The following is a 26,685-nucleotide window of genomic DNA, read 5'->3' on the forward strand; positions in this document are numbered from 1 at the left end:
CGATCCGGATGCACGATTCCAAATCTGGATGTTTTCGGGGGATCTTCGGCCGATATCGCGGTTCGGCTGGAGATCGGAGCGTGTATCGCGCCGGCAGCTCCCTTTGCGACGGCGAGCCCTAGGCCGCTGCCGCCGGCGCGATCGCTGCCGGCGCCGCGTGCACTTTCAGCAGTACGACGATCGCCGCATTTTGCCAAACTTGCGGCAGAAGCTCCAAGCCAACCCCGCACGTCCGCAACGGATCGTCAACGAGCCCGGCTTGGGATCCCGTCTGCCAGAGCCTTGATGCGCCCTGCCGCGCCAGTTGCGGCGCGCGCCACCAAAGGTCAGCGCGGGTGGCTTGTTGCGCAGCATCTGTCCTTTATGCTGCACCTCATGAAAAGGACCTCCACGCCATCTGACAACGTTTACCTAGCGAAATCAATTTGTTGACTGGTGTTGCTGAAAAGCCACAATCTGCACCTTCAATTAATTGACAATTTGTTTTTCTATTGCGAGACCTTGGTTCAAGAACCGCGGGCTCACGTCTGACATCGCGGTCAGAAACCATGAGGTGCCTGGGGGTCCTCAGGTGAAAGCAGGGAGAAGGATCGTGTCTAACGGCAATCTGTTCCGTTCGTCGGCTTCCGCGCGCCAGCAGCTGCTGTGCCAGCTGTTGCTCGGCACCAGCCTGTGCGCTGCGCTGCCAGGTCTGGCGTTCGCGCAGGCATCGACGACGCAGCCGCAGGCGGGCAACACTAGTGCCCCGCAGAATGCAGCGCCGGGCGACAGTGAAGGCGAGATCGTCGTTACCGGCTATCGCGCCTCGATCGAGACCAGCCTTGCCCAGAAGCGCAACGCCAATGCGTTCGTCGACGTGATCACCGCCGAGGATGTCGGCAAGTTCCCCGACAAGAATGTGGCGGACGCGCTGCAGCGGGTGCCGGGCGTGGTAATCCAGCGCGATGGCGGCGAAGGCAGTCGGGTGAGCATCCGCGGCCTCAGTTCCGATCTGACCCTAACCGAGCTCAACGGCAACTTCATCGCCTCGGCCGATTCGGGCGATCCCTCGCGCAGTTTCAACTACCTGCTGCTCCCCGCAAACCTGATCGGCAGCGTCGAGGTGTTCAAGTCGTCCGAAGCGCGGCTAGACGAGGGCGGCGTTGGCGGCGTGATCATCAACCACACGCGGCGCCCGTTCGACCTCAAGCCCTGGTCGGGCAACGTCCAGGTCGAAGGTACCTATTCGGACGTCACCAAGAAGGTCGAGCCGAGCGTGTCCGGGCTGCTTTCCTGGCACAACGAGGCCAAGACCTTCGGACTGCTGCTCGGTGCGACCTATCAGGTCCGCACCAACCGCACGCTGAGCGCAGCCACCGAAAGCTGGCACTGGTGGACCGACGAGAAGAACCCGAAGCAGGCGACTGACGTCAACGGCAAGACCTTCGCCAATGATGACGCCATTTCCTACTGGAATGACGGCGTGACGACCCAAGGGGGCACGCACTACAATGGCTATTGGGCGCCGCAGTCGGTCGACGAAACGGTGCTGATCGAGAAGCGCAAGCGCCTTGGGATCCAGGCGACGGCGCAGTGGCAGCCGTTCGAGGGCTTCAACCTCACGGCCAATTATTTCCGCTTTCAGCTCAACGGCGATAACGTCTCCAACCTCATTAAGATTCCGGAATGGGGCTATGGCGATTTCTTTACTGGCGCGAAGTTCGACAAGAGCGGCACGGTCCTCACCTCGGCCACCTTTCAGGTGCCGCCGGACGGGAACGGCTGCCGCACCGGGAACACGCCCTGCACGATGGAAACGCCCGCGATGCAGAGCTATTATGCGCGCGAAAAGACGGTCTCCAACACCTACGACCTGCACGGCGACTTCACCCGCGACCGGCTGACCGTGTCGTTCGCCGGCGGCAAGACACGCGCGACGGGCGGTCCCTCCTTCCAGTTCTACGCGCAGGCCAAGCCGCGGCTGGTCGTCGGCAACGGGCTCGCCAACCGCGTCAATGGCAACACGCTTAGCCAGTGGAGCTTCACCGATCAGTCGGTGGCGATGCAGTTCTCGCCGGACGTGCAGCAGAACCTGATGAAGGGCATCGCTCAGGTCGATCTCGGTTCGACCGGGTCGGGCTATACCAACAGCGCGATCGAGCAGAAATATGCCCAGATCGACCTGACCCGTCGTTTCGACAGCTTCATCGACTCGATCCAGGTCGGCGCCAAGTGGCGCGAGGGCAAGGTGGAGCGGCAGACCGGCCGTTTCGAATGGTATTCGGATGCGGCGAACACGCTGCGCTACCAGGATACCGCGGGTGCGGCGGTGACCCAGCCGGCCTTCTTCCTGAGCCAGCCGATCGGCAACATCGCGGGCGGCTTCTCGACGAGCGTCTTCCCGGCGTTCAACATGGACAATTATCTCGCCTATCTGAACAAGACCTATAGCGGCCCGGTTCGGGTGCCGGAGCCGGAGAATCGCTACGACATCAAGGAGCGGATCTGGGCCGGCTATGCCCAGGCCAACTTCAAGGCAAACAACATCCGCGGCAATATCGGACTGCGCGTGGTGAGCACCAAGCAGTCCGGCGTCTCGACCGACGTGATCTATTACGAGAATGACTATTGCCAGAACACCAACGGCAACCCGTTCGTCCCGCCGCCGGTTGGTCCGGATGGCAACTGCCTGGTGCTGCCGCAGTCGCAGCGCGAGGTGAAGGTGTTCAGCCCGAACGACGAATCGAAGCGCTACACGGACTTCCTGCCTAGCTTCAACGTTTCGTGGGAGGTGACCCCGAACCTGCTGCTCCGCGGCGCTGCAGCGAAGGTGATTGCACGCCCGGGCTATGGCGATCTGGCGGGCGCCCGCTCGCTGACCTTCAATTCCGACGCCTTCGTGTACGACCGCGCGCAGTTCGGCGCACTGCCTGGCTGGTTCGGCGGCGGCGGCAACTTCAACCTGAAACCGTTCAAGGCTTGGCAGTATGACGTCGGCGTGGAATGGTATTTCCACCGCGGCTCAGTGCTGGGCGGCACGCTGTTCCGCAAGGATGTGTCGGACTTCATTGTGCCGCTGGTGCTCGACATCCAGAGCGAAGTGGCGGGCAGCACCGTCACCGTGCAACAATATTCTACGCAGGCGAACGGCTCAAACGCCGTGTCGCAGGGCGTTGAACTGTACGCACAGCACACGCTGCCGTTCGGCCTCGGCGCCCAGGTGAACTTCACCTACAACGATACCTCGGTCGCCGAGATCACGCTGGATGGGAAAAAGGTGGGCGACTCGCCGCTGGTCGGCAGTGCGAAGACGCAGGTCAATGCCTCGATCTTCTACGAGAACAGGAAGCTGCTGCTGCGCGCTTCGTACAACCGCCGCGGTGAGCGGGTCGGCGGCATTCAGTCGGGCCTGAACGTCTATTCGGATCCGTACGAGCAGGTCGATCTCAATGCTTCGTACAATTTCTTCGAGAACCTCCAGCTGACCGCCTCCGTGATCAATCTCACCAAGTCGGAAGAGCGTGCGCATCTGGGCAACGACACCACCGCCCGCTTCATCAGCAATCAATATGCCGGCCGCCGCGCCTATCTGGGCCTGGCCTACAAGTTCTGATCGTACCCCCCCCCTCTGGCGGGGCGGCCAATGCCGTCCCGCCTCCTTTTTTCCATCGCTAGGCGATGGAGTCGGCCAGGAGACCAGCATGCGATCAAAACTCCGCCCTGCGCTTGCCCTTCTGGCCCTGCTGGCGCCGCTCGCCGCCTCCGCGTCCAACCCGATCGTACGCGGCTGGTATGCCGATCCCGAGATCCGCGTGTTCGGCGGACAATACTGGATCTATCCGACCTACTCCGCCGATGACGGCGCCCCCGATCGCACCCGGCACTTCACCCCCGCGCAGGAGGAGGCGCGCAAGCGCAAGACGGTGCGCCCGTCCTACGCCTATCAAACCTTCTTCAACGCCTTCTCCTCGCCCGATCTCGTTCACTGGACCAAGCACCCCCACGTCCTCGACGTGACGCGGATTTCCTGGGCGGCGTATGCGATCTGGGCGCCCTCGGTGATCGAGGCGGAGGGGCGCTATTACATGTTCTTCTCCGCCAACGACATTCAGAGCGACAAGGAACTGGGCGGCATCGGCCTCGCGGTCAGCGACAAGCCCGGCGGCCCCTTCCGCGACGCGCTCGGCAAGCCGCTGATCGGCGGCTTCCACAATGGCGCGCAGCCGATCGACCCCTTCGTGTTCCGCGATACCGACGGGCAGGTCTATCTCTATTATGGCGGCTGGCGGCACTGCAACGTCGTGCGGCTGAGCAAGGACCTGCGCCGCGTGCTGCCCTATCCCGACGGTTCGACCTGGAAGGAGATCACGCCGCCAGGCTATGTCGAGGGCTCCTTCGTCATTAAGCGCAAGGGGGTCTATTACCTGATGTGGTCCGAAGGCGAATGGACGGGGTCGGACTACCGCGTCGCCTATGCGACCGGGTCCAGCCCTACGGGCCCGTTCACCCCGCGCGGCACCATCCTCCAGGAGGATCCGAAGATCGCGCGCGGGGCGGGGCACCATTCGGTGGTCAACGTCCCCGGCACCGATCGCTGGTACATCGCCTATCACCGCCGTCCGCTGGCCGACCAGCAGGGCGAGCATCGTGAGCTCGCCATCGACCGGATGACCTTCAACCCGGACGGTAGCATCCAGCCGGTGAAGCTCACCAACGACGGCGTGGCGCCCGAGCCGCTTCGCCGCACCCGCACCCATTGACGACGCGCCCAGCCAAAGGAACCCTCGTGCCCCTTTTCTCTGCCAAGCCGCTCCGCGCCGCCACCTTCGCGCTCCTCGCCAGCGTCGCCACGCTGCCTGCACTCGCGCAGCAATCCGATCGCGGCGAGGCGCTGGTCGATCTGGTGAACCCGCTGATGGGCACCGATTCCACCTATGAGCTGTCCTACGGCAACACCTATCCCGCGGTGGCGGTGCCCTGGGGCATGAACTTCTGGACGCCGATCACCGGCAAGCCCGGCAGCGGCTGGGGCTATATGTACCATGACAACAAGATCAACGGCATCAAGCAGACCCACCAGCCCAGCCCGTGGATGAACGATTATGCCGCCTTCTCGCTGATGGCAGAGACCGGCCCGGTGCGGATCCGCGAGGCCGAGCGCGCCTCCTGGTACAGCCACAAGGCGGAGGAGAGCCACCCCTACAGCTACCGGGTGTACCTCGCCGATTATAACGTGACCGCCGAAGTGGCGCCCACCGCCCGCGCCGCGCAGTTCCGCTTCACCTTCCCCAAGGCCGATGACGCGCACATCGTGCTCGACGCCTTCGCCGGCGGATCGAGCGTCACCATCGACCGCGCCCGTCGCCGGATCAGCGGCTGGGTACGCAACAACCACGGCGGCGTGCCGGACAATTTCCGCAATTACTTCGTCGCCGAATTCGACCATGACTTCGCGGTCACCCGCAGCTGGGACGACAATTGGCAGCTGACCGCCGACGCACAGCGCGAGGGCAACCATGTCGGTGCGGTGGTGAGCTTCGCGACGCGCGCGGGCGAGCAGGTCCATGTGAAGGTCGCCTCGTCCTTCATCAGCCCGGAGCAGGCCGAGCGGAACCTCGCCAGCGAGATCGGCGGCGACGGCTTCGAGCAGACCAAGGCCAAGGCCAAGGCGGCATGGGAGAAGGAGCTCGGCCGCGTCCGCGTCACCGATCCCAATCTCGACAATCGCCGCACCTTCTATTCGGCGCTCTACCGCATGCTGCAGTTCCCGCGCATGTTCTACGAGATCGACGGGCAGGGCCGCCAAGTGCATTACAGCCCCTATGACGGGCAGGTGCATGCCGGCCCGATGTACACCGACAATGGCTTCTGGGACACGTGGCGCGCGGTCTTCCCCTGGTTCGCGCTGATGTATCGCGAGCGCGATGCCGAGATCATGCAGGGCCTGGTCAACACCTACAAGGAAGGCGGCTGGCTGCCCGAATGGGCGAGCCCGGGATACCGTGACGTGATGGTCGGCTCGAACTCGGCGAACCTGATCGCCGATGCCTATCTGAACGGCGTGCGCGGCTTCGATATCGAGCCGCTGTACGAGGCGATGGTCAAGAACGCGACGACCAGCGAGGGCCGTCCCAAGGACAAGAACGGCAATGTCGTCGGCGCCGTCGGCCGCGAGGGCGTCGAATATTACAACCAGCTCGGCTATGTGCCCTATGACGTCGGCATCAACGAGAATGCCGCGCGCACGCTCGAATACGCTACCGCCGACTTCTCGCTCTCGCGCCTCGCCGCGGCGCTGGGCAAGAAGGACGATGCCCGGCTCTATGCCGAGCGCGCGCAGAACTTCCGCAAGCTCTACGACCCCGAAAGCGGCTGGATGCGCGGCCGCAACAAGGACGGGTCGTGGGAGACGCCGTTCAATCCGTACAAATGGGGCGATGCCTTCACCGAGGGCAATGCGCTGCATTACAGCTGGTCGGTGATGCAGGACGTGCAGGGCCTGATCGACCTGATGGGCGGCGACGCCAGGTTCGTCGACCGGCTGGATTCGGTGTTCGCCACCGCGCCGATCTTCGACGACAGCTATTACGGCCAGGTGATCCACGAGATCCGCGAGATGCAAATCGTCGACATGGGGCAGTACGCCCATGGCAACCAGCCGATCCAGCACATGATCTATCTCTACGACTGGGCCGGCGCGCCGTGGAAGACGCAGGCGCATGTCCGCGACGTGATGCGCAAGCTCTATGCCGCGACGCCGGACGGCTATCCGGGCGATGAGGATAATGGCCAGACCTCGGCCTGGTACGTGTTCTCGGCGCTCGGCTTCTATCCGGTGACGCCGACGGTCGGCCAATATGCGGTCGGCAGCCCGCTGTTCCGCAATGTCCGCCTCACCATGCCGGGCGGCAAGGTGCTGACGATCGAGGCGACCAACAACAGCGCCGAGAATGTCTACATCCAGTCGGCCACGCTGAACGGCCGCGCCTATTCGAAGCCCTGGCTGTCGCGCGAGGCGCTGCAGGCGGGCGGCACGCTGCGCTTCGTGATGGGGCCGACGCCGAACAAGGCCTGGGGGGCGCGCAAGGCCGATGCGCCCTTCTCGATGAGCGCGCCCAAGTGAGCGCGGGGGGTAAGACGATGCAGTTCGATCGACGTTCGCTGATGGCAGGCGCTGCGGCGCTGGGTGCCGCCGCCGCACTGCCGGGTGCGGCACGCGCCGCCGCCGGCTTCACGAGCAAGCGCCCGCCGCTGGCCAAGCGCCGTTTCGTGAGCAAGGCGGTGGAGGCGGAGATCGCGCGGGTGAAGGCGCGCATCGCCGATCCCGAACTCGCCTGGCTGTTCGAGAATTGTTACCCGAACACGCTCGACACCACGGTGGAGATCGGCACGCTCGACGGCCGGCCCGACACCTTCATCATCACCGGCGACATCAACGCGATGTGGCTGCGCGACAGCTCGGCCCAGGCGCAGACCTATGTCCATCTCGCGGGCCAAGATCCCGCGCTGCGCCGGCTGTTCGTCGGGCTGATCCAGCGCCAGGCGCGCTGCATCCTGGTCGATCCCTATGCCAATGCGTTCGAGAAGGACCCCAAGGCCAAGTCGAGCCTCGAATGGTCGCAGGTCGACGTCACCGACATGAAGCCGGGCGTCGCCGAGCGAAAATGGGAAATCGATTCGCTCTGCTACACGATGCGGATCGCGCATGCTTATTGGACCCACACCCGCGACAAGACGCCGTTCGACGATCTCTGGTCGCAAGGCGCCAAGCTGGCAGTCGCCACTTTCCGCGTGCAGCAGCGCAAGGAAGGGCCGGGGCCGTACCACTTCCAGCGCCAGGCGGTCGCGCCGACCGACAGCGTGCCGATGGGCGGCTATGGCGCGCCGACGCGCAAGATCGGCCTGATCCACTCGATGTTCCGCCCTTCGGACGATGCCTGCGTCTATCCGTTCCTGATCCCGTCGAACCTCTTCGCGGTCTCGGCGCTGCGCAAGGTCGCGCAACTGCACCGCGAGACGCGCGGCGACGAAGCGGCCGCGAAGGATGCGGAGGCGCTCGCGGGCGAAGTCGAGAAGGCGCTGCACGACCATGCGCTGGTGCCGGACGGCAAGGGCGGCAAGGTCTGGGCCTATGAGATCGACGGCTTCGGCAACTGGATCTTCATGGACGACGCCAATGTCCCCAGCCTTTCCGGCCTGGCGATGATCGACGCCGCGCGCCGCGACGATCCGCTGTTCCGCCGCACCGCCGATCTCGCCTGGAGCGACCGCAATCCCTATTATTTCGAGGGCAAGGCGGCGAAGGGCATCGGCGGGCCGCATATCGGGCTCGACATGATCTGGCCGATGTCGATCATCACCCATGCGCTGAACAGCGACGACGATACCGTGATCGCCCAGTGCCTCACCTGGCTGAAGACCACGCATGGCGGCACCGGCTTCATGCATGAGAGCTTCAACAAGGACGATCCCGCCAAGTTCACCCGCGCCTGGTTCGCCTGGACCAACGGGCTGTTCGGCGACCTGATCCTCGATCTCGAGCGGCGGCGCCCCGCGCTGCTCGCCCGCACCTACTGATTCCCTTGCTTCCATGGAGCCGATGACGATGACCATCGCCACACGCCGCCAACTCCTGCTGGGCAGCGGCACCGCCGCTATCGCCGCCGCGCTGCCGCGCACCGCCTGGTCCGCCGCCTTCGAGGCGGCGCGGCCCGATCTGTTCATCGGCACCGGCGGGCACGGCCATACCTTCCCGGGACCGGCGCTGCCCTTCGGCATGGTCCAGCTCGGGCCGGATACCGACAACAGCCGCTGGGACGCCTGCTCGGGCTACCACAAGGACGATGCGACCATCATGGGATTCTCCCATACGCATCTGTCCGGCACCGGCATCGGCGACATGCTCGACGTGCTGGTGGTGCCGAGCCGCGGGCCGCTCAAGCTCACGCCCGGCACGCTGGAAAAGCCCGAGGGCAGCTATCGACAGCGTTATTCGGACGAGCATGCCGAGCCCGGCTATTACCGCGTCCGGCTGGAATCGGGCGTGCTCGCCGAGCTGACCGTCACCGAGCGTACCGGCCAGCACCGCTACACCTTCCCCAAGGGCGAGGGGCATATCCTGATCGATTTCGCGCACGCGATCATCGACAGCTGGGACAAGGGCATGCTGGTCGAGGACGCGTCGATCGCGCTCTCGCCCGACGGGTTGCTCACCGGCAGCCGCAAGGTCAATCGCTGGGCCAAGGGGCGGCACATCCACTTCGCGATGCAGCTGTCGCGCAAGCCCAGCCGGGTGCAGTTCTTCGGCGACGATGATGCGCCCGCACCGGCCGGCGCCACCGGCATCACCGGCAAGCGGCTCAAGGTCGCCTTCTTCTTCGACGATGCAGGCGCGGCGCCGATCGAGATCAAGACCGGCATCTCGGCCGTCGACGTCGCCGGCGCCAAGGCGGCGCTCGCGGCCGAGGCACCGGGCTGGGCGTTCGACGCGACCCGCGCCGCGGCGGCGCGGACCTGGGCGCGCGAGCTCGACAGCATTCGCGTCGAGGGCGGCACGCCCGAACACCGCACGATCATGGCAAGCGCGCTCTATCACGCCTCGCTCTCGCCGACGCTCTTCACCGATCTCGACGGGCGCTATGTCGGGCTCGACCGGCAGGTGCACCAGACGTCCAGCGACGCACCCGCCTACAGCACCTATTCGCTGTGGGACACGTACCGCGCGCTGCACCCGCTGCTCACGCTGATCCGCCCGGACATGGCCGCGCGCTTCACCCAGGATCTCGTCCGCCAGACGCAGCAGAGCCCCTATGGGCCGCCGGTCTGGCCGCTCCAGGGCGTCGAGACCGCGTGCATGATCGGCTGGCATGCCGTGTCGGTGCTGGCGGAAGCGCGCAACAAGGGCATCGCGGCCGATTATGCCGCCGCTTGGCCCAAGATCCGCGCGCGCGCCTTCGACCGGACCTTCCCGGACGTCGACAGCACCCTCGGCCGCGGCTTCTATTACGATCTCGGCTATGTGCCTGCCGACAAGATCTGGGAATCGGTCAGCCGCACCCAGGAATATGCCTATGACGACTGGGCGATGGCGGTGCTCGCCGAAGCGGCCGGCGCGCACGAGGAAGCGGCGGCGCTGCGCAAGCGTGCGCAGAACTATCGCAACGTGATCAGCACCGAGATCGGCTTTGCGCGGCCCCGCTTTGCCGACGGCAGCTGGTGGAAGGACTATGATCCGATCCAGCTCGGGCATAATCCGGAAAAGCAGCGCGACTATACCGAGGCGAACGGCTGGCAGGCCACCTTCCTTAACCAGCACGACGTCTACGGCCTGATCGAGCTGTTCGGCGGTGACGCGAAGTTCGAGGCCAAGCTCGATGCGCTGTTCACTGCACCCTCGACGCTGCCCAGGAACGCGCCGCCGGACATCTCCGGCCTGGTCGGCCAATATGCGCATGGCAACGAGCCCAACCAGCATGTCGCCTATCTCTATGCCTATGCCGGCGCGCCGTGGAAGACGCAGGCGATGGTCCGCCGCCTGTGCAACGAAATGTACAAGGCCGATCCGGACGGCGTGATCGGCAACGACGATTGCGGTCAGACCAGCGCCTGGTTCATCCTCAGCGCGTTGGGTTTTTATCCCGTGGATCCGGTGAGCGGCGTCTATGTGTTCGGCTCGCCGCTGTTCGACCGGGCCGAGATGCAGCTGGGCGGCGGACGCACCCTGCGCGTCCGCGCGGTCGGCAATGCAGCGGACCGGCCCTATGTCCAATCGGTAACCTGGAACGGTGCACCATGGACGCGCAACTGGATCGGTCATGCCGATCTGGCACGGGGCGGCGAGCTGGTCTTCACCATGGGCGCAAAGCCGTCCGGTTTTGGGACGGCGAAGGCGGATCGACCGCCTTCCTTCGGGCATCTCCCCGCCTGAACGTCGGCACGGAGAGCCGAAGCCGGCTCTCCGTGCCAACGTTTGCGACAAGACCAATTGTAACCTTTCAGCAACGCCTCGCGAATTATCGCAAACAAATTACGCTTTTCGGCAACATGGATGTTGCTCGTATGAAACCATCATGACACCTTCTGGTAACCAAGTCCGGAAAGGTTTGTCGTGCCCGACCTGGCGCTCTGCGCCAGATGTGCTTCCCCCCGGAGTGCTGCGGTGCCCGACGAACCAGTCCCGGATCCTGGTCAGAAAAGAGGGGACTTATTCATGATGCTAAGGGGAGTTTGGGCCACCAGCTGTTGCGTGGCCGCGTTGATGGCGGTGCCTGCCGCCGCACAGACCAGCGATACGTCGGCCGCATCTATCGGCGATCCGGTTGCCTCCGCCAAGCTGGCGGATGAAGCGGGGCAGGACAATTCCGGCCCGATCATCGTCACCGGCACGCGCATCGTCCGACTGAACAACCGTTCGGCTGCGCCGATCGTCACCACCACTGCGGCCGAGATCGCTGCGCAGGGCGCCACCACGATTGAGGAAGTGACCAACCGCCTGCCGCAGGTGCAGGTCAATTCCGAGCAGAATTTCAGCGACTCCGAAGGCCGCCAGCGCATCAAGCTGCGCAGCCTGGGCTATGAGCGTACGTTGATGCTGATCGACGGCCTGCGTATCGGCCTGCCGAACTCGGTGGACGTTGGCATCATCCCGAACGCGCTGGTCGACCGCATCGACGTGCTCACCGGCGGCGCCTCCTCGGTCTATGGCTCTGACGCGGTCGCGGGTGTGGTCAACTTCGTGCTGAAGAAGAACTTCTCCGGCATTCGCATCGACGGCAACTACAGCTTCTTCAACCACAACAACCGCGCCAGCGCGGTAACCGAAGCAGCCGCCCGCGCCGGCTTCAATTCCCCGCTGGGCATGAAGAACGACGGCGGTCGCGCCGATGTGAGCATCGCCGCCGGCACCAACCTGTTCGACGGCCGCGTCAACATCTCCGCCTTCGCCGATTATCGGCAGTCGAGCCTCGTGCGCCTGCGCGACCGTTCGAGCGCGGTGTGCGAAGTCGTTACCAGCAGCCGCACCTCGCCGCTCGGCTGTTCGCGCGCCAGCTACACGCCCGCGGGTACCATCATCCCGCAGTCGGGTCCGAGCCGAGGCGTCGTGCTCGTCAACAATCCGAACGGCGACGGCACCTTGATCCCGATCAACAGCGGCCCCGCCGGGACCTCGGCCAACCCGTATGACGACTGGGCTTTCCAGCGGCCGTTCCATCGCATCAACGCGGGCGGCTTCCTGACTGCGCAGCTCGACGACCATGTCGAGCTCTACAGCAACGTGCTGTGGTATCGTGACAAGTCGTACAATACGCAGCTCAACCGCAACTTCGCCTTCTCAGCCTATGGCAGCACGCCGTTCCAGGTGAACTGCGACAACCCGTTCCTTTCGGCCTCGCAGGCGCAGACGCTGTGTGGCCCGAACGCCGGTGTGGCGAATCAGTATGCCCCGCTCGACGTGCGCTATCGGTTCGATTCGCAGCCGCTCGTGCGCCAGGAGTTCGTCAACGCGGGCTACCGCGTCACGGCGGGTGTCCGCGGTCGGGTGCTGAACGACGTGTGGTCCTATGACGTGGCCGGCATGCTGTCGCGCGCCCAGCTCGACACGATCGACGTGCCGTTCGCGCGCTTCGACAACATCAACCGGTCGCTTGACGTGGTGAACGTGAACGGTCGCCCGACTTGCCGCTCGGTGGTCAACGGCACCGATCCGTCGTGCGTGCCATTCAACGCCTTCCGCCCGTTCAACAATGATTCCGCCCTGAACAACTATCTGTTCGGCGGCGCGACCGGCGGCATCGCCAAGCGCGTTCCGCGCCTGCTGCAGTTCGTCGGCACGATGAGCGGCGATCTCGGCAAGTACGGCATCACCTCGCCCTTCGCCGAGCAGGGTATCGCGATCGCGGTTGGCGCCGAATATCGCGACGAGATGGACCGCACCGACTACAATGCGGTGTTCATCGAGAACAATGGCGGCAGCAACAGTCGCGCGACCCAGACCATCCTGGAAGGCAATGTGGAGCTTTCGGCCCCGCTCGTCGAGCGTCAGTCCTGGACGCACCTGCTCCAGCTGAACGCCGGCTACCGCCTGTCCAAGTACAACCGCCTGGACGACAAGTTCGGCACATACAAGATCGAGGGCATCTGGTCGCCCGTCGAGGACATCACCTTCCGCGCCTCGTACAACAAGTCGCAGGCGGCACCGGGTGTCGGTGCGGCGGCGAATGCCGCGAACATCTTCTGGAGCCAGGGCTTCTACGCGGATCCCTGCGCCCCCCAGATCAACGGGACCAACCCGAGCGGTCCGCGTGTCGCACCGTCCTGGACGCCACAGCAGTGCGCCCGCACCGGCCTGCCGACCAACCTCTACAACAGCGCCACGCTGATCTGCCCGAACGATGCCTGCACCGTTCGCGAGGGCGGCTTCGCGCTGCGGCCGGAAACCGCCTACACCAAGACCTTCGGCGTCGTGCTCACCCCGCGCTTCGTCAAGGGCCTGACGGTGTCGGTCGATCGCTGGCTGATCGACCTTCAGGATCAGCTCGAATTCTTCAACCCGCTCGACTGGCTCAATGGCTGCCTCACCACCGGCAACGACTATTATTGTCGCGGCATCAAGCGCAACGCCGACGGCACGCTGTCGAGCTCGCCGGCAACCAGCCCGGCGACCGGCTGGGTCTCGCGCGGCTCGACCAACGGCTACAAGTCCAAGTCGCATGGTTGGGACTTTCAGGGCCAGTACAATGTCGGCCTGGGCAGCGTCGGTTCGCTCGATATGAGCTTCAACGGCACGCTGATGACCCTCGTCGGCAGCCAGGGCGCGCCGGACATCACACCGCGGGACTGCACCGGCTATTTCGGCAGCGGCTGCGGCGAGAGCATGCCGACCTGGTCACACCAGTTCCGCACCACCTGGATGGCGCCTAGCCGCGTCGCGAGCGTGTCGCTCAACTGGCGCCATCGCAGCGGCATGCCGATGACGGTCTACGCCCCCGCCAGCACCGGCATCCCGGCGCTGCCCGAAGCCGACAAGCGCGATGCCTATCCGGGCATCAAGGCCTATGACTGGTTCGACCTGGCGCTGACCTTCGACATCAACAAGCGCATGACCTTCCGCCTCGCCGCGAACAACCTGTTCGATCGCGACCCGCCGATCGTGCCGGACAGCCGCAGCCGCATAGGCCTGCTGCGCGGCAACACGATCATGGGCTACGACCTGCTCGGCCGCCAGCTGGTCGCGGGCATCTCGCTGCGCCTGTAACAGCACGGCACGACGCTATGCACCTGTCCCCCGGAGGCCACGCCTCCGGGGGATTTTTCTTGGTGACGAAGGGCTGAACTTGGTTGTCGGTGTCGGCGCAAGCGCGCGCATGCCAGCGTTTCCGGCTGAAACGCCAGCCGTTCGTGCATGCCATCGATGGGGAGGGGAATGGCGCACCCGACACGATTCGAACCTGTGGCCTCTGCCTTCGGAGGGCACGGCCGAACACGTGTTTTCTCCTAAATGCCTGAGGAAGCAACGTCTGAACCTGTCAAATTGCGAGTGCTGCGTCTGGTAAACGACCACAAAACGACCACACCTGCCGCGGTCCGTTGCCATTGCTGTGACCGAACGCTTCGCTCGGTTCTGACAGGCAGAAGGGCTGCGCGACATATCGGTTCGGGCATTTGTCGCCCGTCGACGCTGCTCCGGCTTGTAAATATCAGCGCTAATTGCAGGCGGCTGTCGATGATCGCCGCCTGGTTCAGCTGCTGCATCTTGTCGCACATCAGATGGTACAGAGTATGCTTCCCATGGCGGGTCTCGAGGCCGCAATCGGCCACAGATGGTGCGTCGCCGAGTGGCAGCCGTCCAACGGGCGAAGGGCCGACTTCAGCATTACAAGGCGTTCCAGCCACCGCACGGGGAAGGCCTGAGATATTCGGTTGCCGCCGTGCGCGAATGCCGCTTCTTGGGACGAAGCGGTCGTTCCCGCTGGGCAGCTCGAACGTCCGGTCCTCCCAGAACCCGACCTTCGCCAGCGTAGCCTCTCGCGTTCCTGAAAGAGAGAGAAGGTCTGGGCCGAAACCAGGCATTCTTCGATCGGGCAGAGATCAGTGGGAAGAGCTATCTCAGTGCCGATTAGCCACCTGAGGAAGCGTTTCGGCCGGGGTGTCAGCTTTTTCAGTCCGCGTCGGTGCCGCGACAGAGGATTTACGCGCATCGTGTGTCGGCAAGGATGCCGCCCGACGCTGACCGGTAATATCGCCGGACGCGACCGGACGGGAAGACTGCAAGAGCGAAACCACGGCGGCTAGCCCCAACAAGCCGGCAATCAGAAGGTAGAAGATATCGATCTTCCGGCTCGAATGAACGCGAAAGCTGCCAATTTCGATCGGGCTGGCATCCCCGATCGCCTTGGTCAGGCGGATCGCCGGATAGCGGTCGGCAAGCGCGTCTTCAGCGATCATACCTTGCCGCACGGCGCCGATGAGCAGGCGGTGATACCAGAAGCGATCCATTCCGTAGAATGCGAGCCAGCACAATGCACCGCCAGCCAGGACCAGCGAGGTCAACGAAATCCGCGTGCCATCGAGCGCAACATGCATATTCTCCTTCATTGTAAAGCCCGCAGCCGCCAGGAAAGCCGCAAGGACTGTGACCGCGACATTGCGGACGCGCATCTCGAGTTCGTTGAAATGCTTTTGGACGTCGATGATGGTTTTCCAGATTTCGATCTGAATATCGTCGCTGTCGCTCATACCCGAACCTCTTTGAAGGTGGTAAAATCGACGATGTCCAGAAGGTCGGCAAAACCGTCCAGCCGGTATGTCGGAACCACCTCATCATTGCCGATCAGCATTCGTTCGCGCTCAACATCATCATCTGACCAATGCGACACCGCACGGAGCAACGCATAAGTGTCACGATGTTGCGCGGCACCGTAGAGAGCCTGGGCGTCAAGCACGCCGGCCCGTTGCGCCATCCAGATATCCTTGTGTGCGCTATCCCCGATATAAATCGCCTGATCCGGCCGTACTCCTAGGTCGCGCAGGATCGACGACAGGATATCCGGATTTGGCTTCAACTCTCCAGGTGGCGTGAAGCGATGCTCGGTGCGTTTGAGCTTGTAATGCGACGCCTCATGGAAGCGGATGTCCTCCCGTGACATTCCTTCAGGCAAATCATGATCGCGCGGCGAATAGAGATAATCGACCAGATGATCGAGGCCGAGCTTTCGAAACCGATATTGGGAATAATAGGCCAGCGATTCTGTGTAGCAGACAATGAGCGTCCCACGCCGCCGCAGGTCTCTCAGTGTTTGCTCGACGCGGGATAGAATGCGAGGGCTTGTTGGCGTGCCGCGCGATAGGCCTCGATCGCCGGCGCATAGAAATCCAGAACCGCCGTGTCGCCGGCAGCCGGGCGCAGCGCCTCGATTTCCCCTATGAGAAACGCATATTCCGACGTGCCGGCGCGTTGATGAACGGCGCGGATCTCGGGAAGTAACGTGGCTTCATCCAGCCCGCTGAGCCGCAGCAATTCGTCGAGCATGGATGAGAAGGCCGCGTGCCAGACATGCACCCAGTCGAACAGCGTGTTGTCGACATCGCAGATCAGAACGGATCGAACGGGTTTGCTTTGAACCATGATCACCGCTTTCCGGACGGCGATGTCAAAAGCCATTGTGGGCGACCGGCCTCACTGCGTTCGTCGATCATTGCGACCAGCTGGTCGGGCTCCGACATGAACCACGCGCAAGTGCCCCAGGCGAGTTGCGCGACCGTCTTCTTGAAGCCCGAACCTTCGCGATCATCATAAGCGGTAAGGAATGCCACCTGCTCATCCGCAAAGCCGGCGGCATGCGTCAGTTCGAGCAAAGCGCGACGCCGGCGTTCGGTGACGGCGCCGTCTGTTGCCACGACTTCCACGAACAGCAGCCTGGCATGACCATCGCCCAGATCGGCGAGGATCAGGTCAGGCAGATTTTTGTCGGCCTCGATCTTGAGACCGATCGCGGCGGCTATGCGGTCATCGCGCAACACGACCTTGTTGCCGCTTTCGCTCAGCCACAGCACCGCTGCCTGAGTCAGAAATTCCTTGGCGAACACCTCGACGACCGCTTTCGCAATGATCGAACTCGGGCCAGGGGCGAGCTGGCGCGTTTCACCACTGGGGAACGTAACCAGCGGACCGTTCGCACCTGCCGCCGCCCCGGCGAGCAGAATCGACACGCGCGCCAGCGCACTCTTGCTGAGATAGGTGGCCTGAAACGCCGTGATCGCTTCGTCGAGGGCCGGCCCTTCGAGCGCCGGATCGAACAGCTTCGCGAAATCAGCGACCAGGGCATAGCGTGGCAAGCCAGAGGTGGTCGGCAGGTCGTCGCGCCGGGTAACCGCACCGATCGCGACCAAGCCGTCGCGCAACGTTTCGTCGCGGATCGGCTCACGCGTATTGTCGGCATACCAGCGACGTCCAGAGACAATCCCGCCCTTGCGGCTGAGCACTGCGGTGGCATAGTCGAGCCGAACCTCATCAAGCGCGACCTCCGAGCGCTCCTGGGTCATCCGATAGACATGGACCGGGCCGAAATATTGGCCCGATCCTTCCAACGCGCCGATGTAGAGGGCGGTGAAGATCGTGCGCGCGGCCAATTCGCGAATGCAGTAGCCGCGGTTCGGCGTGCCTTCCGGAAAAATCAACGGTAGCCGGGCCGCCACCGTCGCAACGGGCACGTAGGGCGGGAGCCGCCTGCTCATGCGGTCATCCCGTACAAAGCGGCGCACGCCCGATCGAGCGCCTCACGATCAACACGCGCGTCGACCAGTTTCGCAAGCGGCGCGAGCGCCGTCGGCGCGGGCAGCGGAAGCGCTTCAAGTTCGAAAGCGGACACGGCGACGCTTCCGCTGATACAGCGAAACAATTGGTCGACAATGTCGCTGTTGAGCAGCGCTGCGAGAACGGCTGGTGGAACTTTGGGCTTACCCACCGGCACGATCATGTTGAGGTGGTTCTCCACCACCACGCCGCCATGCTCTGCGACGAACGCCGCCGGAAGCTCGGCTGCGATGATCCGTCGCCGCTGTTCCTTCGCGGTTGTTCGCTGAACCAGTACGGCTGCCTGTGTCACCAGCATCCAGTCATCGCCCGGCTTGAGCGCGAAATACGGGCTGTGGTTCTTCTTTTCCGCGCGGAACCGAAAAATGCCATCGGTGCCGACCGCTTCAGACCAGATCAGCGGACGCGCTGCCTTGGACGGCCTGTTCTTCAACTGTGACTTATATCGGTTCCAGACGAGCGGTCCTGTGGAGACGCGATAACCAAGATCGGCCAGCCGGTCGGTGAGTGCCTCCGCCCGGGCGATCAACGCGCTATGTTCGGCATGCCGGGGCGCCAGCCATGGTCCCTCCGAGATCTGGGGCAAGGTCACCATGCCATTGCGGACGATGCGCGTCTCGGTGGCGCTGTCGACATGGATGTAATGGATCTGTGCGCGGCGCGATCTGCTGCCCTTGCGGTAGACGGCGAGCATCGTCTCCTGCTGCACATCCTCGAACACGCCGCGGCGGGCATGGACGAAGTCGATCGCCGCTGGCGGCGCCTGACGCGCGATGAGGGCGCGCAGCGCACTGAAATACTGGCCGGACAGGACGCTGGTCGGTGTCAGGAAAGCAATGAGACCGCCCGCCTTGGTCCACCGCAGGGCGATGTCAGTGAATATTCCATAGAGATTGGCATGGCCGTACAGGCTGCGCGCAAAACGCTTGCGTTGTTCAGGCGACAGCGTCACCCGGCCATAAGGTGGATTACCGACAACCAGGTCAAAGTCGGCGCGAGGTTTCGCGGTGAGGCTATCGCCGTGTACAACAATCGCCGGTACGGGACGACGCGCTGCCTTGGCCAGATCGGCGAGCACGATCTCCAAGGCACGCTGCCCGATCCGTGCAGCCTGGGGATCGAGTTCGATACCTTTCAACCGCGTGGCGATCTGGGCAAGAGCGAATTCGGGGGCGCAGTCAGGGAGGGCGGCGCGCATGCGCAGCGCTGCATCCACCAGAAACGCCGCACCGCCAGCCGCCGGATCGAGGACACGGGCTGTCGCCCAGTTCAGCCCGGCTTCCTCGGCCTGATCGAGCAGGCGCGCGGCGAGCGCCGGCGGCGTGTAGAAGGCCCCAAGGCGGCTTCGGGTCTCACCGGGCAGCAGGCCACTATATAGGCTCGTCAGCCAATGAAGCGCTTCAAGCAGCGGCAGTGGCGCGGCAGCAAGGCCCGCCGAACAAGCCAGTTGCGCCTCGGGTTGCGGGAGATCTCCATGGTCGGCCGTTTCCGCGCCTCGAGCCTCTTCAAAAACCTTCATGGCCTCGAGCACGAATGCCATCACGGCCTCATCGTGACCTTCCTCATCCAGCGTTTCGGACCAGGCGCGCGCCACATGGCGAATAGCGGCGCACCGCGACCGGGCGTCCTGGTGTGAGATTTGGTCTGTCTCAGGCGTTTGCGCCGTGTTGATCGATACGCTCATTTCCTGTCCGCTGCCCCCATTACGACCAAATGTTCCATATATGTTCTCATTGAAATGATCTAGTCCGCTGATGTCGATACCGTCAGCTGCATGACGTTCCGCCCGACCGGTCCCCCTGGCGGACTTGCAGCTCACCGGCGGTTGCGAGCCGTCGGCGGATCGCCCCGAAAATCGCGGCGAGGTTGTCCATGCTCGGATTGCCGTTCATCGACAGCATACGGTGCAGGCTTTTGCTGGGCTTCCGGATGTCGGCAGCAAGCGCCTCGAAGCCGACCGACGCGTTGACGAGTTCGCGCAGGACCAATCGCGCGGTTTGGGCTTCGCCATTCAACAAATTTTCTGCGGCCTGATGAAACAGCGCCATGGCGAAGCCAGGGTCTCGCTCCGCACGCCCCCTGACGGTATCCGCAAGACTGCACGTCAGCATTGCCGTTGCTCCATATGCTTGCCCTGCTAGCAGCCGAACCGACACGATGAGCAAAGCAGGTTCGCCTGTCTGCGAACGTCAGAATGCGACGGTAACACATACGTTACCTCGCGCGCTAGGGTAAATCGGGACAACGACACTCCTGCTTTGGCGCGAAGCTCGACCGGACTCGCTCTTCGTGCCAGATCGCGGCGATCTATATCGTTTCGGTCGAAACACTTGAGGGATATTTCCGACAGCGCGAACGAGAGAAAGAACGACAATGCATCGCGATGATCGGCGAGAAGCTGACTTTAAGTCTTTCGCCTCGAAACGACTGAAATGTCCGAAGTAGGATCCACCGCCGAGCGGATGCCGTTGATCACCTCGGTGGGACTATATTCCTGGCCGCTTTCATCGCTGAGCAGATCCCCTTGGATCGCCTTGCTACGCACCTTTTTCGCCTTGGGAATGGGCGAGATCAGCGCGCTTTGCCGTCGGCGGGGTACGATGACGCTGGTCGGCTGACCGCTGTCGTCCAGTTCCCAGTGCTTGCTCGGTCTTTCGTATGGCGAATTCAGGATCGGCGACTGAAAAAAGACTTCACTCATACCGTTGCCGCCCCCGCCGCAATTTCAACATGCACCATGTCGTTCTTGCATGGTTCCGGGCGTGTGGAGCCGTCAAGGTCTTGACGCAACAAATCCGTGGGCAGCGCTTCTTCAGCGGCACCGCCCGGCGCAACGACCGCCAAGTGCTTCCGGCTAAACCATACCTGCACCGTTCCACGCGCTGGTTCGGGCTTTGGACGCGAGCTATAGCGGGCAGGCAACTGGTCCTAAGCCCGAACGCTCAACACCGAAAGCACGGCAGGGGTAGACAAGCCGCGCGATTGCAAAGCAATGGGCTCCTGTAAGTATGGAGGCAAATGTGGACCGAGGTGCTGAGAGCCGTCGCTGCGGCGACTGCGGATCCGACATGATTATGCTGGATGGTGGTGGCTGGGAATGCTCCAGCTTTGATGGGTGTGACCGTCAGTGGCGCGAGATGGATGTCGAGAACGAGCAGCGGGCAGACCGAGCCGAAGAAGCCTAAGCTCGGTCTCGCCGGGTTGCAACCGGTTGCAAAAACCCGGAATTCGGATCGACCTACCTTGTATCGCCTTAATCACTCTGAGCGGCGTCGATCGGCTGCCCTCTTCGCGCGCAAAAGATGATCCGGCGAGTGATGCGCGTAAAGCTCCACTGTGCGCTCATGCGAATGTCCTAGCCAGCCGCCTATCTCGAACAACGGTACACCGCGATGCGCGAGCCACGTCCCGCAGGTGTGCCGAAGGGTGTGAGGTGAAACTTCCGCCAGATTGGCTCCCCTGCATGCGCTGGCAAACGCGCGCTTGATGTCACCCAAGCGCCTGCCGTCGCGGTGGATCACGTAACCCGCTTCGGACGAGCGCAGCCGCGCCAGCCGCAGGAACGTCATCAGCCGATCCGGGATCGGAATGCGCGCCCGGCGCTTGTTCGTCTGTCGAGCCTCTCCAGCAAAGTCGATCAGCCTACGCTCCAAATCGATCTGTCTCCATCGAAGCGACAGGATCGCCTCCTTTCGCGCGCCCGTGTAAAGGGCTATAAGGATGAACAGCGGCAGGTACAGCCTCGCGCCTCGCCCGGCGCTCCTGGCCGCGTTCAGCAACGTTGCGGCCTCTGCGCGGGTCAGCCAACGATCTTTCCCTGGCGGTGCTTCGGGCAGCCAGACCGGGACTGGTCGAGTGAGGCGGCCTTCCTCATGCGCGAAGTTGATCGCTGCACGGAGTGCTGTAAGTTCGCGGCGGACTGTCCCAGCTGCCCGTTCACGCGATCGCGCATACGCCTTGCAGGTCTGTTTCGAGACCTGATCCAGAGTGCGGCCGGACCAGAACGTTAGGAGCGCATGGACCGCATAGGCGATCCGCTTTGGGGCGGCCGTGGTGGGAGCGTGCATTTCACCATACAAACTCAAAACGTCGTCCACGGTTAATTCAGATGGGTCGAGCGGCCCGCTTCCGTCTTTGCCCGTGCGTCTGCGGTCCGCGATGTGGTCGGCGAGAGCCTTTTCAGCCTCTCCGCGATCTCCAGTGCGCGCGCTTTTCCGCTTTGTGACGCCAGCTTCGCTCCAGAAGATGTAGTAGCACCGCCGCTCCGGTAGGTACTTGAGGTACGGCCCGCGGCTTCGTCTCGGCATTGTGTCTCTTTCTGGCTGGCGATGAACTTTTCGACGTCGGCGGGGTCGAAGAGGTGCTGTTTGCTGATGCGGATGAACGGCAGGCCACGGCGGCGCATTGTCGCTACCGTGCTCAGTGATGGCAGGCCATAGCGCTCCATAACCTGTCGAGCTGTAAGAAGCATTTTAGATAAAAACTCCGATGGGTGCTCTGCCTTACGGCGGGATGATGTTGACGGCAACTAATACCGGTTGCAACCCGTTGCAAATTACAGGCTCTAATCTGGAACATGTACCAAGGCCGTGGTATGGTGACTTGCAGGGCGTGAAGAAAGTTGGCGTTGGCGGTAATATACTGTGGGTTGAGGCTTGTCGGTGCTTGATGGGTGCGGTATTGGCGGCAAATGGCAATGGCTGAACTGATTGGCGCAGGCGGGATTGGCCTGCTCGTCGATGTCACGCGGGGTGTGCTGCCCGTGGGGTACGTTGGCGTTATCCAGGAGCGTGCGATCGTCGAGGCTGCTCGTCGGTGTACCCAGTCACGCATCGCACGTGTCGAGGAGAAGCTGCTGAAAGGAGCGTATCGGGCCGCCCGTCGCGAGGCGGACGATCTGCGTCGGTGTCTTGCTGGCCGCTTCACCGCTCTATGGTCCTCACTCCCGCATGCCCTCAAAGAACGGCGGGGCATGTCGGCAGAAGATCGAAGCGATCAGCGCTTCGAGCGCTGGCGGGTGATGCGGATCGCGTTGGGCGAAGCGGGTAGGCTCGTTCAGCCAGCTCGCGCCAAGCTATTCGCCAAGCCCAAGTTCTCCGGTTTCGGTGGCGATCCTCGCTACCGTATGATCTTGACGTTCGACTGGATCGACCAAGCGCGCCAGCGCCTGATCCGTTCGAGCCTATCCCCTTTCGTGGACTTCCACCCCTCTCAGCATCTGCTTCGGCATTCGGCGGATGGGCGTGGGCGATCAGCAGTCCTCGGAGCCCTCCTGCGTGAGCTGCCCTTGATGGGACGGGATCACGTGTTCATGCAGCTCGATGTGCAGGATTTCTATCCAAGCATCAGTCATGCGTGGCTGGAGGAGAACCTTCCGTTGGCAAAGGGCATCACCCGAGCCCAGATCCACACGGGAGGCATGACGATTGTTCCTACCGGGAAGAACGTCAGAGCCCGCCTTCCGGGCGGGGCGATTGAGCAGTTGGGCCAGCGGGGTATTCCGCAGGGGTCGGCGCTGTCTGCACTCGTGGGCGAGTATGTGGTGGCAGAGGTTCTTCGGGGTTTGGCTGACCTCCCCGGCGGGCCGCTGCTGCATGCGTATGGCCACAACCTCCACACCTACTCCGACAACCTCGGAATATTTGTGGATCGGGAGCAGGCGGACGCCATCGTGGACCTCTTGCAGAAGGCGTTCGCGTCTTCTGCCGCTGGCCCCTTTTTCCTGCGGGCGGCGCCTCCCAGGCCGATCTCGCAGCCGTTCAAGTTCCTGGGCTACTGGTTCCGCCTAGTGGATGGTGCCGCGGAGGTCTTCGTTCCGCCCGAGTTTGCCGAGCATCGTGCAGATGCGATCCTCGGTGACCTGATGACCGCAGATCGCGCCTGGCTCACTAAGGTCCGGAAGAGGATCGAGGGGGTGGCGGGGGAATGGGCCCGCTGGAACGGCGTCGACGCGTGGAAGAGGTCCGCGTTGCAACGCGTTGCAACCGCCGAGGAGGCTTTGGACGCATTCGAGCTCCGGGGTGTGCGCGTTCCAGGCACTGAGGTTTCGTCACTCCGGTCAACGTTTGGCGCTCATCTTCGCCTCCAGTGATCGAGAACCGACCCGTCGGTCTGAACAGTCACTAGGTCTGTCGCGTCGCCGGTTCCTCGAGAGAGGTAAATCCTAGTGTAAGGCTTACGTTCGTTGGGGCCGAGCGAGATCGTGATCCTGTAGCCTTTGGCAACGTATTCGCGGACCCTGGTCACCATGGGATGGTTCTCCAGGTCCAGCTTCGTGACGATGCGCTGATCCAGTTGAAGCTCGGCAGGTCGTCCGTCAATCGCCGTTGCCGTTTTGGAAAACCGGCTAATGCGGCTGAGGATTTGCGTCCACGTGCGCCGCAAGTGTGACGGGTGTGTGCCCGTCAAGAACACGTATGCAGCTCGATCGCGCATGTCCTTCAAGTCTTTCGAGCTCGCGCTCCCCAAAATCTGCTCGATCAGTGTCCCAAGTTGATCGTTTGGTCTGTGCTCCACGTTCATTCCTCTAGTATGTGTTCCAGCTGGATAACGCGAACCGAAGACGGCGGCAACAGCTATAACAGTCGTCTGAAAGATAAGTAGGTGACGAAAGGCCAGCAAGCGAGCAAAATGCCTACATGAGTAGGTCGCCTAATGTTCAAACTAAGTAACTTGACGGCGCCAGACCAAGGTATCTATCATAACCATACGATCCATAGGAGATTATGTGTTGGTCTGTTCAGTCGGGCAGTTGGTCAGGTTTGGAAGGTATTCAGAGATGAAGGCGGGAGTGCCGCCGGTCTTCTTTCCAGGTGATATTTTGGTGGTCATGGCAGTGGAGGCTGATGGCGTGCTCGCGTGTCAGCTAGCCGACGCGAATGGCCGCCCGGTGCCAAGCGTATCGGACACCATATTCATCGAAGAGCTGGCGGAGCGATGAGGGCATCCGAGCGCTTGTTTCTGTTGCGCTGGGCCCAGCGGGGCTACTGCGCTGGGTGCGGCGAGATGCTCAGTCGGCGCTTTGACAAGAAGCCCCATCACCCTGAGGCGGCAACCTTCGACCATGTCGAGCTGGCAAGTCTCGGCGGCCGAAAGGAGCTAGCGAACGGGTTGGCGAAGCATCGCCGTTGCAATGAGCGTCGAGGAGAGTCTCCCGCGACGGGCTGTGATCGCATTTGGCACGACGTGGTGCTGACGCGGCTTAACCTCCACCACAGCCAATTTCGCTTGCGTACGACGCGGCCAGTTCGGGGCGGCTGGGGCGCCAGCATGGAGTCGCCCGTTTCCGACGACGCACGTTACGACCACATAACTGCCACGGGGCAGAATGTCGGCTCATTAAAATCGTGAGAAAACTGGCGCACCCGACAGGATTCGAACCTGTGGCCTCTGCCTTCGGAGGGCAGCGCTCTATCCAGCTGAGCTACGGGTGCCTGGAAAGGGGCGACTAGCAAAGCCTTTGGCCGAACGCCAGCCCGTTTCCGCACCTGGCCCCGCAAAAGCTCAGGCGGGCGCCGTCGCCTTCTTCGCCTTGGGTGCAGGGGTCTTGGCCTTGAACGCGCAGAGATCCGCGACCGGGCAACGCCAGCATTCGGGGGTGCGCGCCTTGCAGATATAGCGGCCGTGCAGGATCAGCCAGTGATGCGCGTGCAGCCGGAAGGGCTGCGGCACCACCTTCTCCAGCTTCAACTCGACGGCGAGCGGCGTCTTGCCCGGCGCCAGGCCGGTGCGGTTGCAGACGCGGAAGAGGTGCGTGTCGACCGCGAAGGTCTCGTGCCCGAAGGCGACGTTCATCACCACATTGGCGGTCTTGCGGCCGACGCCTGGCAGCTGTTCCAGCGCGTCGCGGTCGGCAGGAACCTCGCCGTGATGCGCGCGGATCAGCGCTTCGGAAAGCGCGATGACGTTCTTGGCCTTGGTGTTGAACAGGCCGATCGTCTTGATGTGGTCCTTCAGCCCGGCCTCGCCGAGCGCGACCATCTTATCGGGCGTGTCCACGGCCGCGAACAGCGCCCGCGTCGCCTTGTTGACGCCGGCATCGGTCGCCTGGGCGGAGAGCACCACCGCGACGAGCAGCGTATAGGTGTTGACCGATTCGAGCTCGGTCTCGGGGTGCGGATTGTCCGCTGCCAGCCGCGCGAAGAACTCGACGACCTGCGCCTTCTTCACACGCCCAGCACCTCGGCCATGGTGTAGCGGCCCGGGTCGCGGCCGGGCAGCCACAGCGCGGCGCGGATGGCGCCCTTCGCAAAGATCGCGCGATCGTCGGCGCGGTGGGTGAGCTCGATCCGCTCGCCGTCGCTGGCGAAGACGACGGTGTGGTCGCCGATCACCGATCCGCCGCGCAGGCTCGCCATGCCGATCGTGCCCGCGGCGCGCGGGCCGGTGAGGCCGGCGCGGTCGCTCACGCCCGCTTCGGCGAGCGTGGTGCCCATTGCGCTCGCAGCGGCGGCACCCAGCATCTGCGCGGTGCCCGAGGGGGCATCCGCCTTGTTGCGGTGGTGCATCTCGACGATCTCGATGTCCCAGTCCTGGCCAAGCCGTGCCGCGGCCTCCTGCACCAGGCGCGAGAGCAGCCCGATGCCGAGCGAAGTGTTGCCGGTCTGGAGGACGGCGATCTCCGTCGCTGCGGCATCGATCATCCGGTGGTGGCGCTCGGCAAGGCCGGTGGTGCCGATCACGATGGGCGTGCGCGCCGCGCGGGCGGCGGCAAGGTTGGCCTCCAGCGCCGCGGGTGCCGAGAAGTCTACGAGCACATCGGCCTTGCGCGCGAGGTCGGCGGGGTCATCCCCCACATCCGTGCCGCCTGCCAGGCGGGCGCCGAAATCGGGAAGGGCGGCGGCGATCGCCTGGCCCATCCGCCCCATGCTGCCGTAGATGCCGATGCTCGTCAT

The 26,685-nt window shown here is 63.5% G+C and carries 19 protein-coding genes, 1 tRNA gene and 1 pseudogene; 8 read left to right on the plus strand and 13 right to left on the minus strand.

All coding sequences use genetic code 11. The features are described 5' to 3' along the window. Positions 1 to 592 precede the first annotated feature (592 nt). From V7E00_RS17165 to V7E00_RS17190, 6 genes are all read left to right on the plus strand, one after another. Complete coding sequence (locus V7E00_RS17165; RefSeq protein ID WP_333573814.1) at positions 593 to 3,592, plus strand: TonB-dependent receptor; 3,000 nt, start codon at positions 593 to 595, stop codon at positions 3,590 to 3,592. A gap of 88 nt (positions 3,593 to 3,680) precedes the next feature. Then, positions 3,681 to 4,739, plus strand: a complete 1,059-nt coding sequence (locus V7E00_RS17170; protein WP_333573815.1) for a glycoside hydrolase family 43 protein — start codon at positions 3,681 to 3,683, stop codon at positions 4,737 to 4,739. A 26-nt stretch (positions 4,740 to 4,765) separates the two neighbouring features. Then, the gene (locus V7E00_RS17175; protein ID WP_333573816.1) at positions 4,766 to 7,102 is read left to right on the plus strand and encodes a GH92 family glycosyl hydrolase; all 2,337 of its coding nucleotides are present in this window, start codon (positions 4,766 to 4,768) and stop codon (positions 7,100 to 7,102) included. Positions 7,103 to 7,119: 17 nt separating this feature from the next. Beyond that, positions 7,120 to 8,556: a glycoside hydrolase family 125 protein gene (locus V7E00_RS17180; protein WP_333573817.1), complete on the plus strand. Its 1,437-nt coding sequence runs from the start codon at positions 7,120 to 7,122 to the stop codon at positions 8,554 to 8,556. 28 nt (positions 8,557 to 8,584) lie between these two features. Continuing rightward, positions 8,585 to 10,906 (plus strand): GH92 family glycosyl hydrolase, encoded by a 2,322-nt coding sequence (locus V7E00_RS17185; protein ID WP_333573818.1) that lies wholly within the window; start codon positions 8,585 to 8,587, stop codon positions 10,904 to 10,906. A 318-nt stretch (positions 10,907 to 11,224) separates the two neighbouring features. Beyond that, the gene (locus V7E00_RS17190; RefSeq protein ID WP_333573819.1) at positions 11,225 to 14,233 is read left to right on the plus strand and encodes a TonB-dependent receptor domain-containing protein; all 3,009 of its coding nucleotides are present in this window, start codon (positions 11,225 to 11,227) and stop codon (positions 14,231 to 14,233) included. An 851-nt stretch (positions 14,234 to 15,084) separates the two neighbouring features. Here the strand turns inward: V7E00_RS17190 and V7E00_RS17195 are convergent. From V7E00_RS17195 to V7E00_RS17235, 9 genes and pseudogenes are all read right to left on the minus strand, one after another. Next, positions 15,085 to 15,714 (minus strand): hypothetical protein, encoded by a 630-nt coding sequence (locus V7E00_RS17195; RefSeq protein WP_333573820.1) that lies wholly within the window; start codon positions 15,712 to 15,714, stop codon positions 15,085 to 15,087. After that, entirely contained in the window at positions 15,711 to 16,295 is a 585-nt protein-coding gene (locus V7E00_RS17200) for an HAD family hydrolase (protein ID WP_333573897.1), read from the minus strand. Before V7E00_RS17200 ends, V7E00_RS17195 begins: the two co-directional genes overlap by 4 nt. Continuing rightward, entirely contained in the window at positions 16,268 to 16,639 is a 372-nt protein-coding gene (locus tag V7E00_RS17205) for a hypothetical protein (RefSeq protein ID WP_333573821.1), read from the minus strand. Before V7E00_RS17205 ends, V7E00_RS17200 begins: the two co-directional genes overlap by 28 nt. Continuing rightward, positions 16,606 to 17,712 carry a BsuBI/PstI family type II restriction endonuclease gene (locus V7E00_RS17210; protein ID WP_333573822.1) on the minus strand — a complete coding sequence of 369 codons (1,107 nt, stop codon included), beginning with the start codon at positions 17,710 to 17,712 and terminating at the stop codon, positions 16,606 to 16,608. Before V7E00_RS17210 ends, V7E00_RS17205 begins: the two co-directional genes overlap by 34 nt. After that, a complete protein-coding gene (locus V7E00_RS17215; RefSeq protein ID WP_333573823.1) occupies positions 17,709 to 19,475 on the minus strand; it encodes an HsdM family class I SAM-dependent methyltransferase in 1,767 nt (588 codons plus the stop codon). Before V7E00_RS17215 ends, V7E00_RS17210 begins: the two co-directional genes overlap by 4 nt. Positions 19,476 to 19,557: 82 nt before the next feature. Further along, complete coding sequence (locus V7E00_RS17220) at positions 19,558 to 19,839, minus strand: transcriptional regulator (protein WP_333573824.1); 282 nt, start codon at positions 19,837 to 19,839, stop codon at positions 19,558 to 19,560. 398 nt (positions 19,840 to 20,237) lie between these two features. Further along, positions 20,238 to 20,492, minus strand: a pseudogene (locus V7E00_RS17225) (hypothetical protein); the annotation flags it as partial. A 556-nt stretch (positions 20,493 to 21,048) separates the two neighbouring features. Further along, on the minus strand, positions 21,049 to 21,888 hold the full coding sequence (locus V7E00_RS17230) for a tyrosine-type recombinase/integrase (protein WP_333573826.1): 840 nt from the start codon (positions 21,886 to 21,888) through the stop codon (positions 21,049 to 21,051). A 2-nt stretch (positions 21,889 to 21,890) separates the two neighbouring features. After that, complete coding sequence (locus V7E00_RS17235) at positions 21,891 to 22,238, minus strand: hypothetical protein (RefSeq protein WP_333573827.1); 348 nt, start codon at positions 22,236 to 22,238, stop codon at positions 21,891 to 21,893. Between the two features lie 249 nt (positions 22,239 to 22,487). Between V7E00_RS17235 and V7E00_RS17240 the strand changes: the two genes are divergently transcribed. Then, complete coding sequence (locus V7E00_RS17240) at positions 22,488 to 23,882, plus strand: reverse transcriptase domain-containing protein (protein ID WP_333573828.1); 1,395 nt, start codon at positions 22,488 to 22,490, stop codon at positions 23,880 to 23,882. Here the strand turns inward: V7E00_RS17240 and V7E00_RS17245 are convergent. After that, complete coding sequence (locus V7E00_RS17245) at positions 23,864 to 24,313, minus strand: hypothetical protein (protein WP_333573829.1); 450 nt, start codon at positions 24,311 to 24,313, stop codon at positions 23,864 to 23,866. The two genes, V7E00_RS17240 and V7E00_RS17245, sit on opposite strands and share 19 nt — an antisense overlap. Before the next feature lie 256 nt (positions 24,314 to 24,569). On the opposite strand from V7E00_RS17245, the gene V7E00_RS17250 reads away from it, so the two are divergent. Beyond that, complete coding sequence (locus V7E00_RS17250) at positions 24,570 to 24,731, plus strand: hypothetical protein (RefSeq protein ID WP_333573830.1); 162 nt, start codon at positions 24,570 to 24,572, stop codon at positions 24,729 to 24,731. 416 nt (positions 24,732 to 25,147) lie between these two features. Here V7E00_RS17250 and V7E00_RS17255 read toward each other — a convergent pair. The 3 genes from V7E00_RS17255 to dapB all read right to left on the minus strand — a co-directional run bounded on the left by V7E00_RS17255 (position 25,148) and on the right by dapB (position 26,685). After that, positions 25,148 to 25,224, minus strand: a tRNA-Arg gene (locus V7E00_RS17255). Positions 25,225 to 25,294: 70 nt separating this feature from the next. Beyond that, complete coding sequence (gene nth / locus V7E00_RS17260; RefSeq protein WP_333573831.1) at positions 25,295 to 25,960, minus strand: endonuclease III; 666 nt, start codon at positions 25,958 to 25,960, stop codon at positions 25,295 to 25,297. Continuing rightward, a complete protein-coding gene (gene dapB / locus V7E00_RS17265; RefSeq protein WP_333573832.1) occupies positions 25,957 to 26,685 on the minus strand; it encodes a 4-hydroxy-tetrahydrodipicolinate reductase in 729 nt (242 codons plus the stop codon). The genes nth and dapB overlap by 4 nt, the downstream gene beginning before the upstream one ends.

It is taken from the genome of Sphingomonas sp. (genome assembly GCF_036731925.1).
GTDB lineage: Bacteria > Pseudomonadota > Alphaproteobacteria > Sphingomonadales > Sphingomonadaceae > Sphingomonas.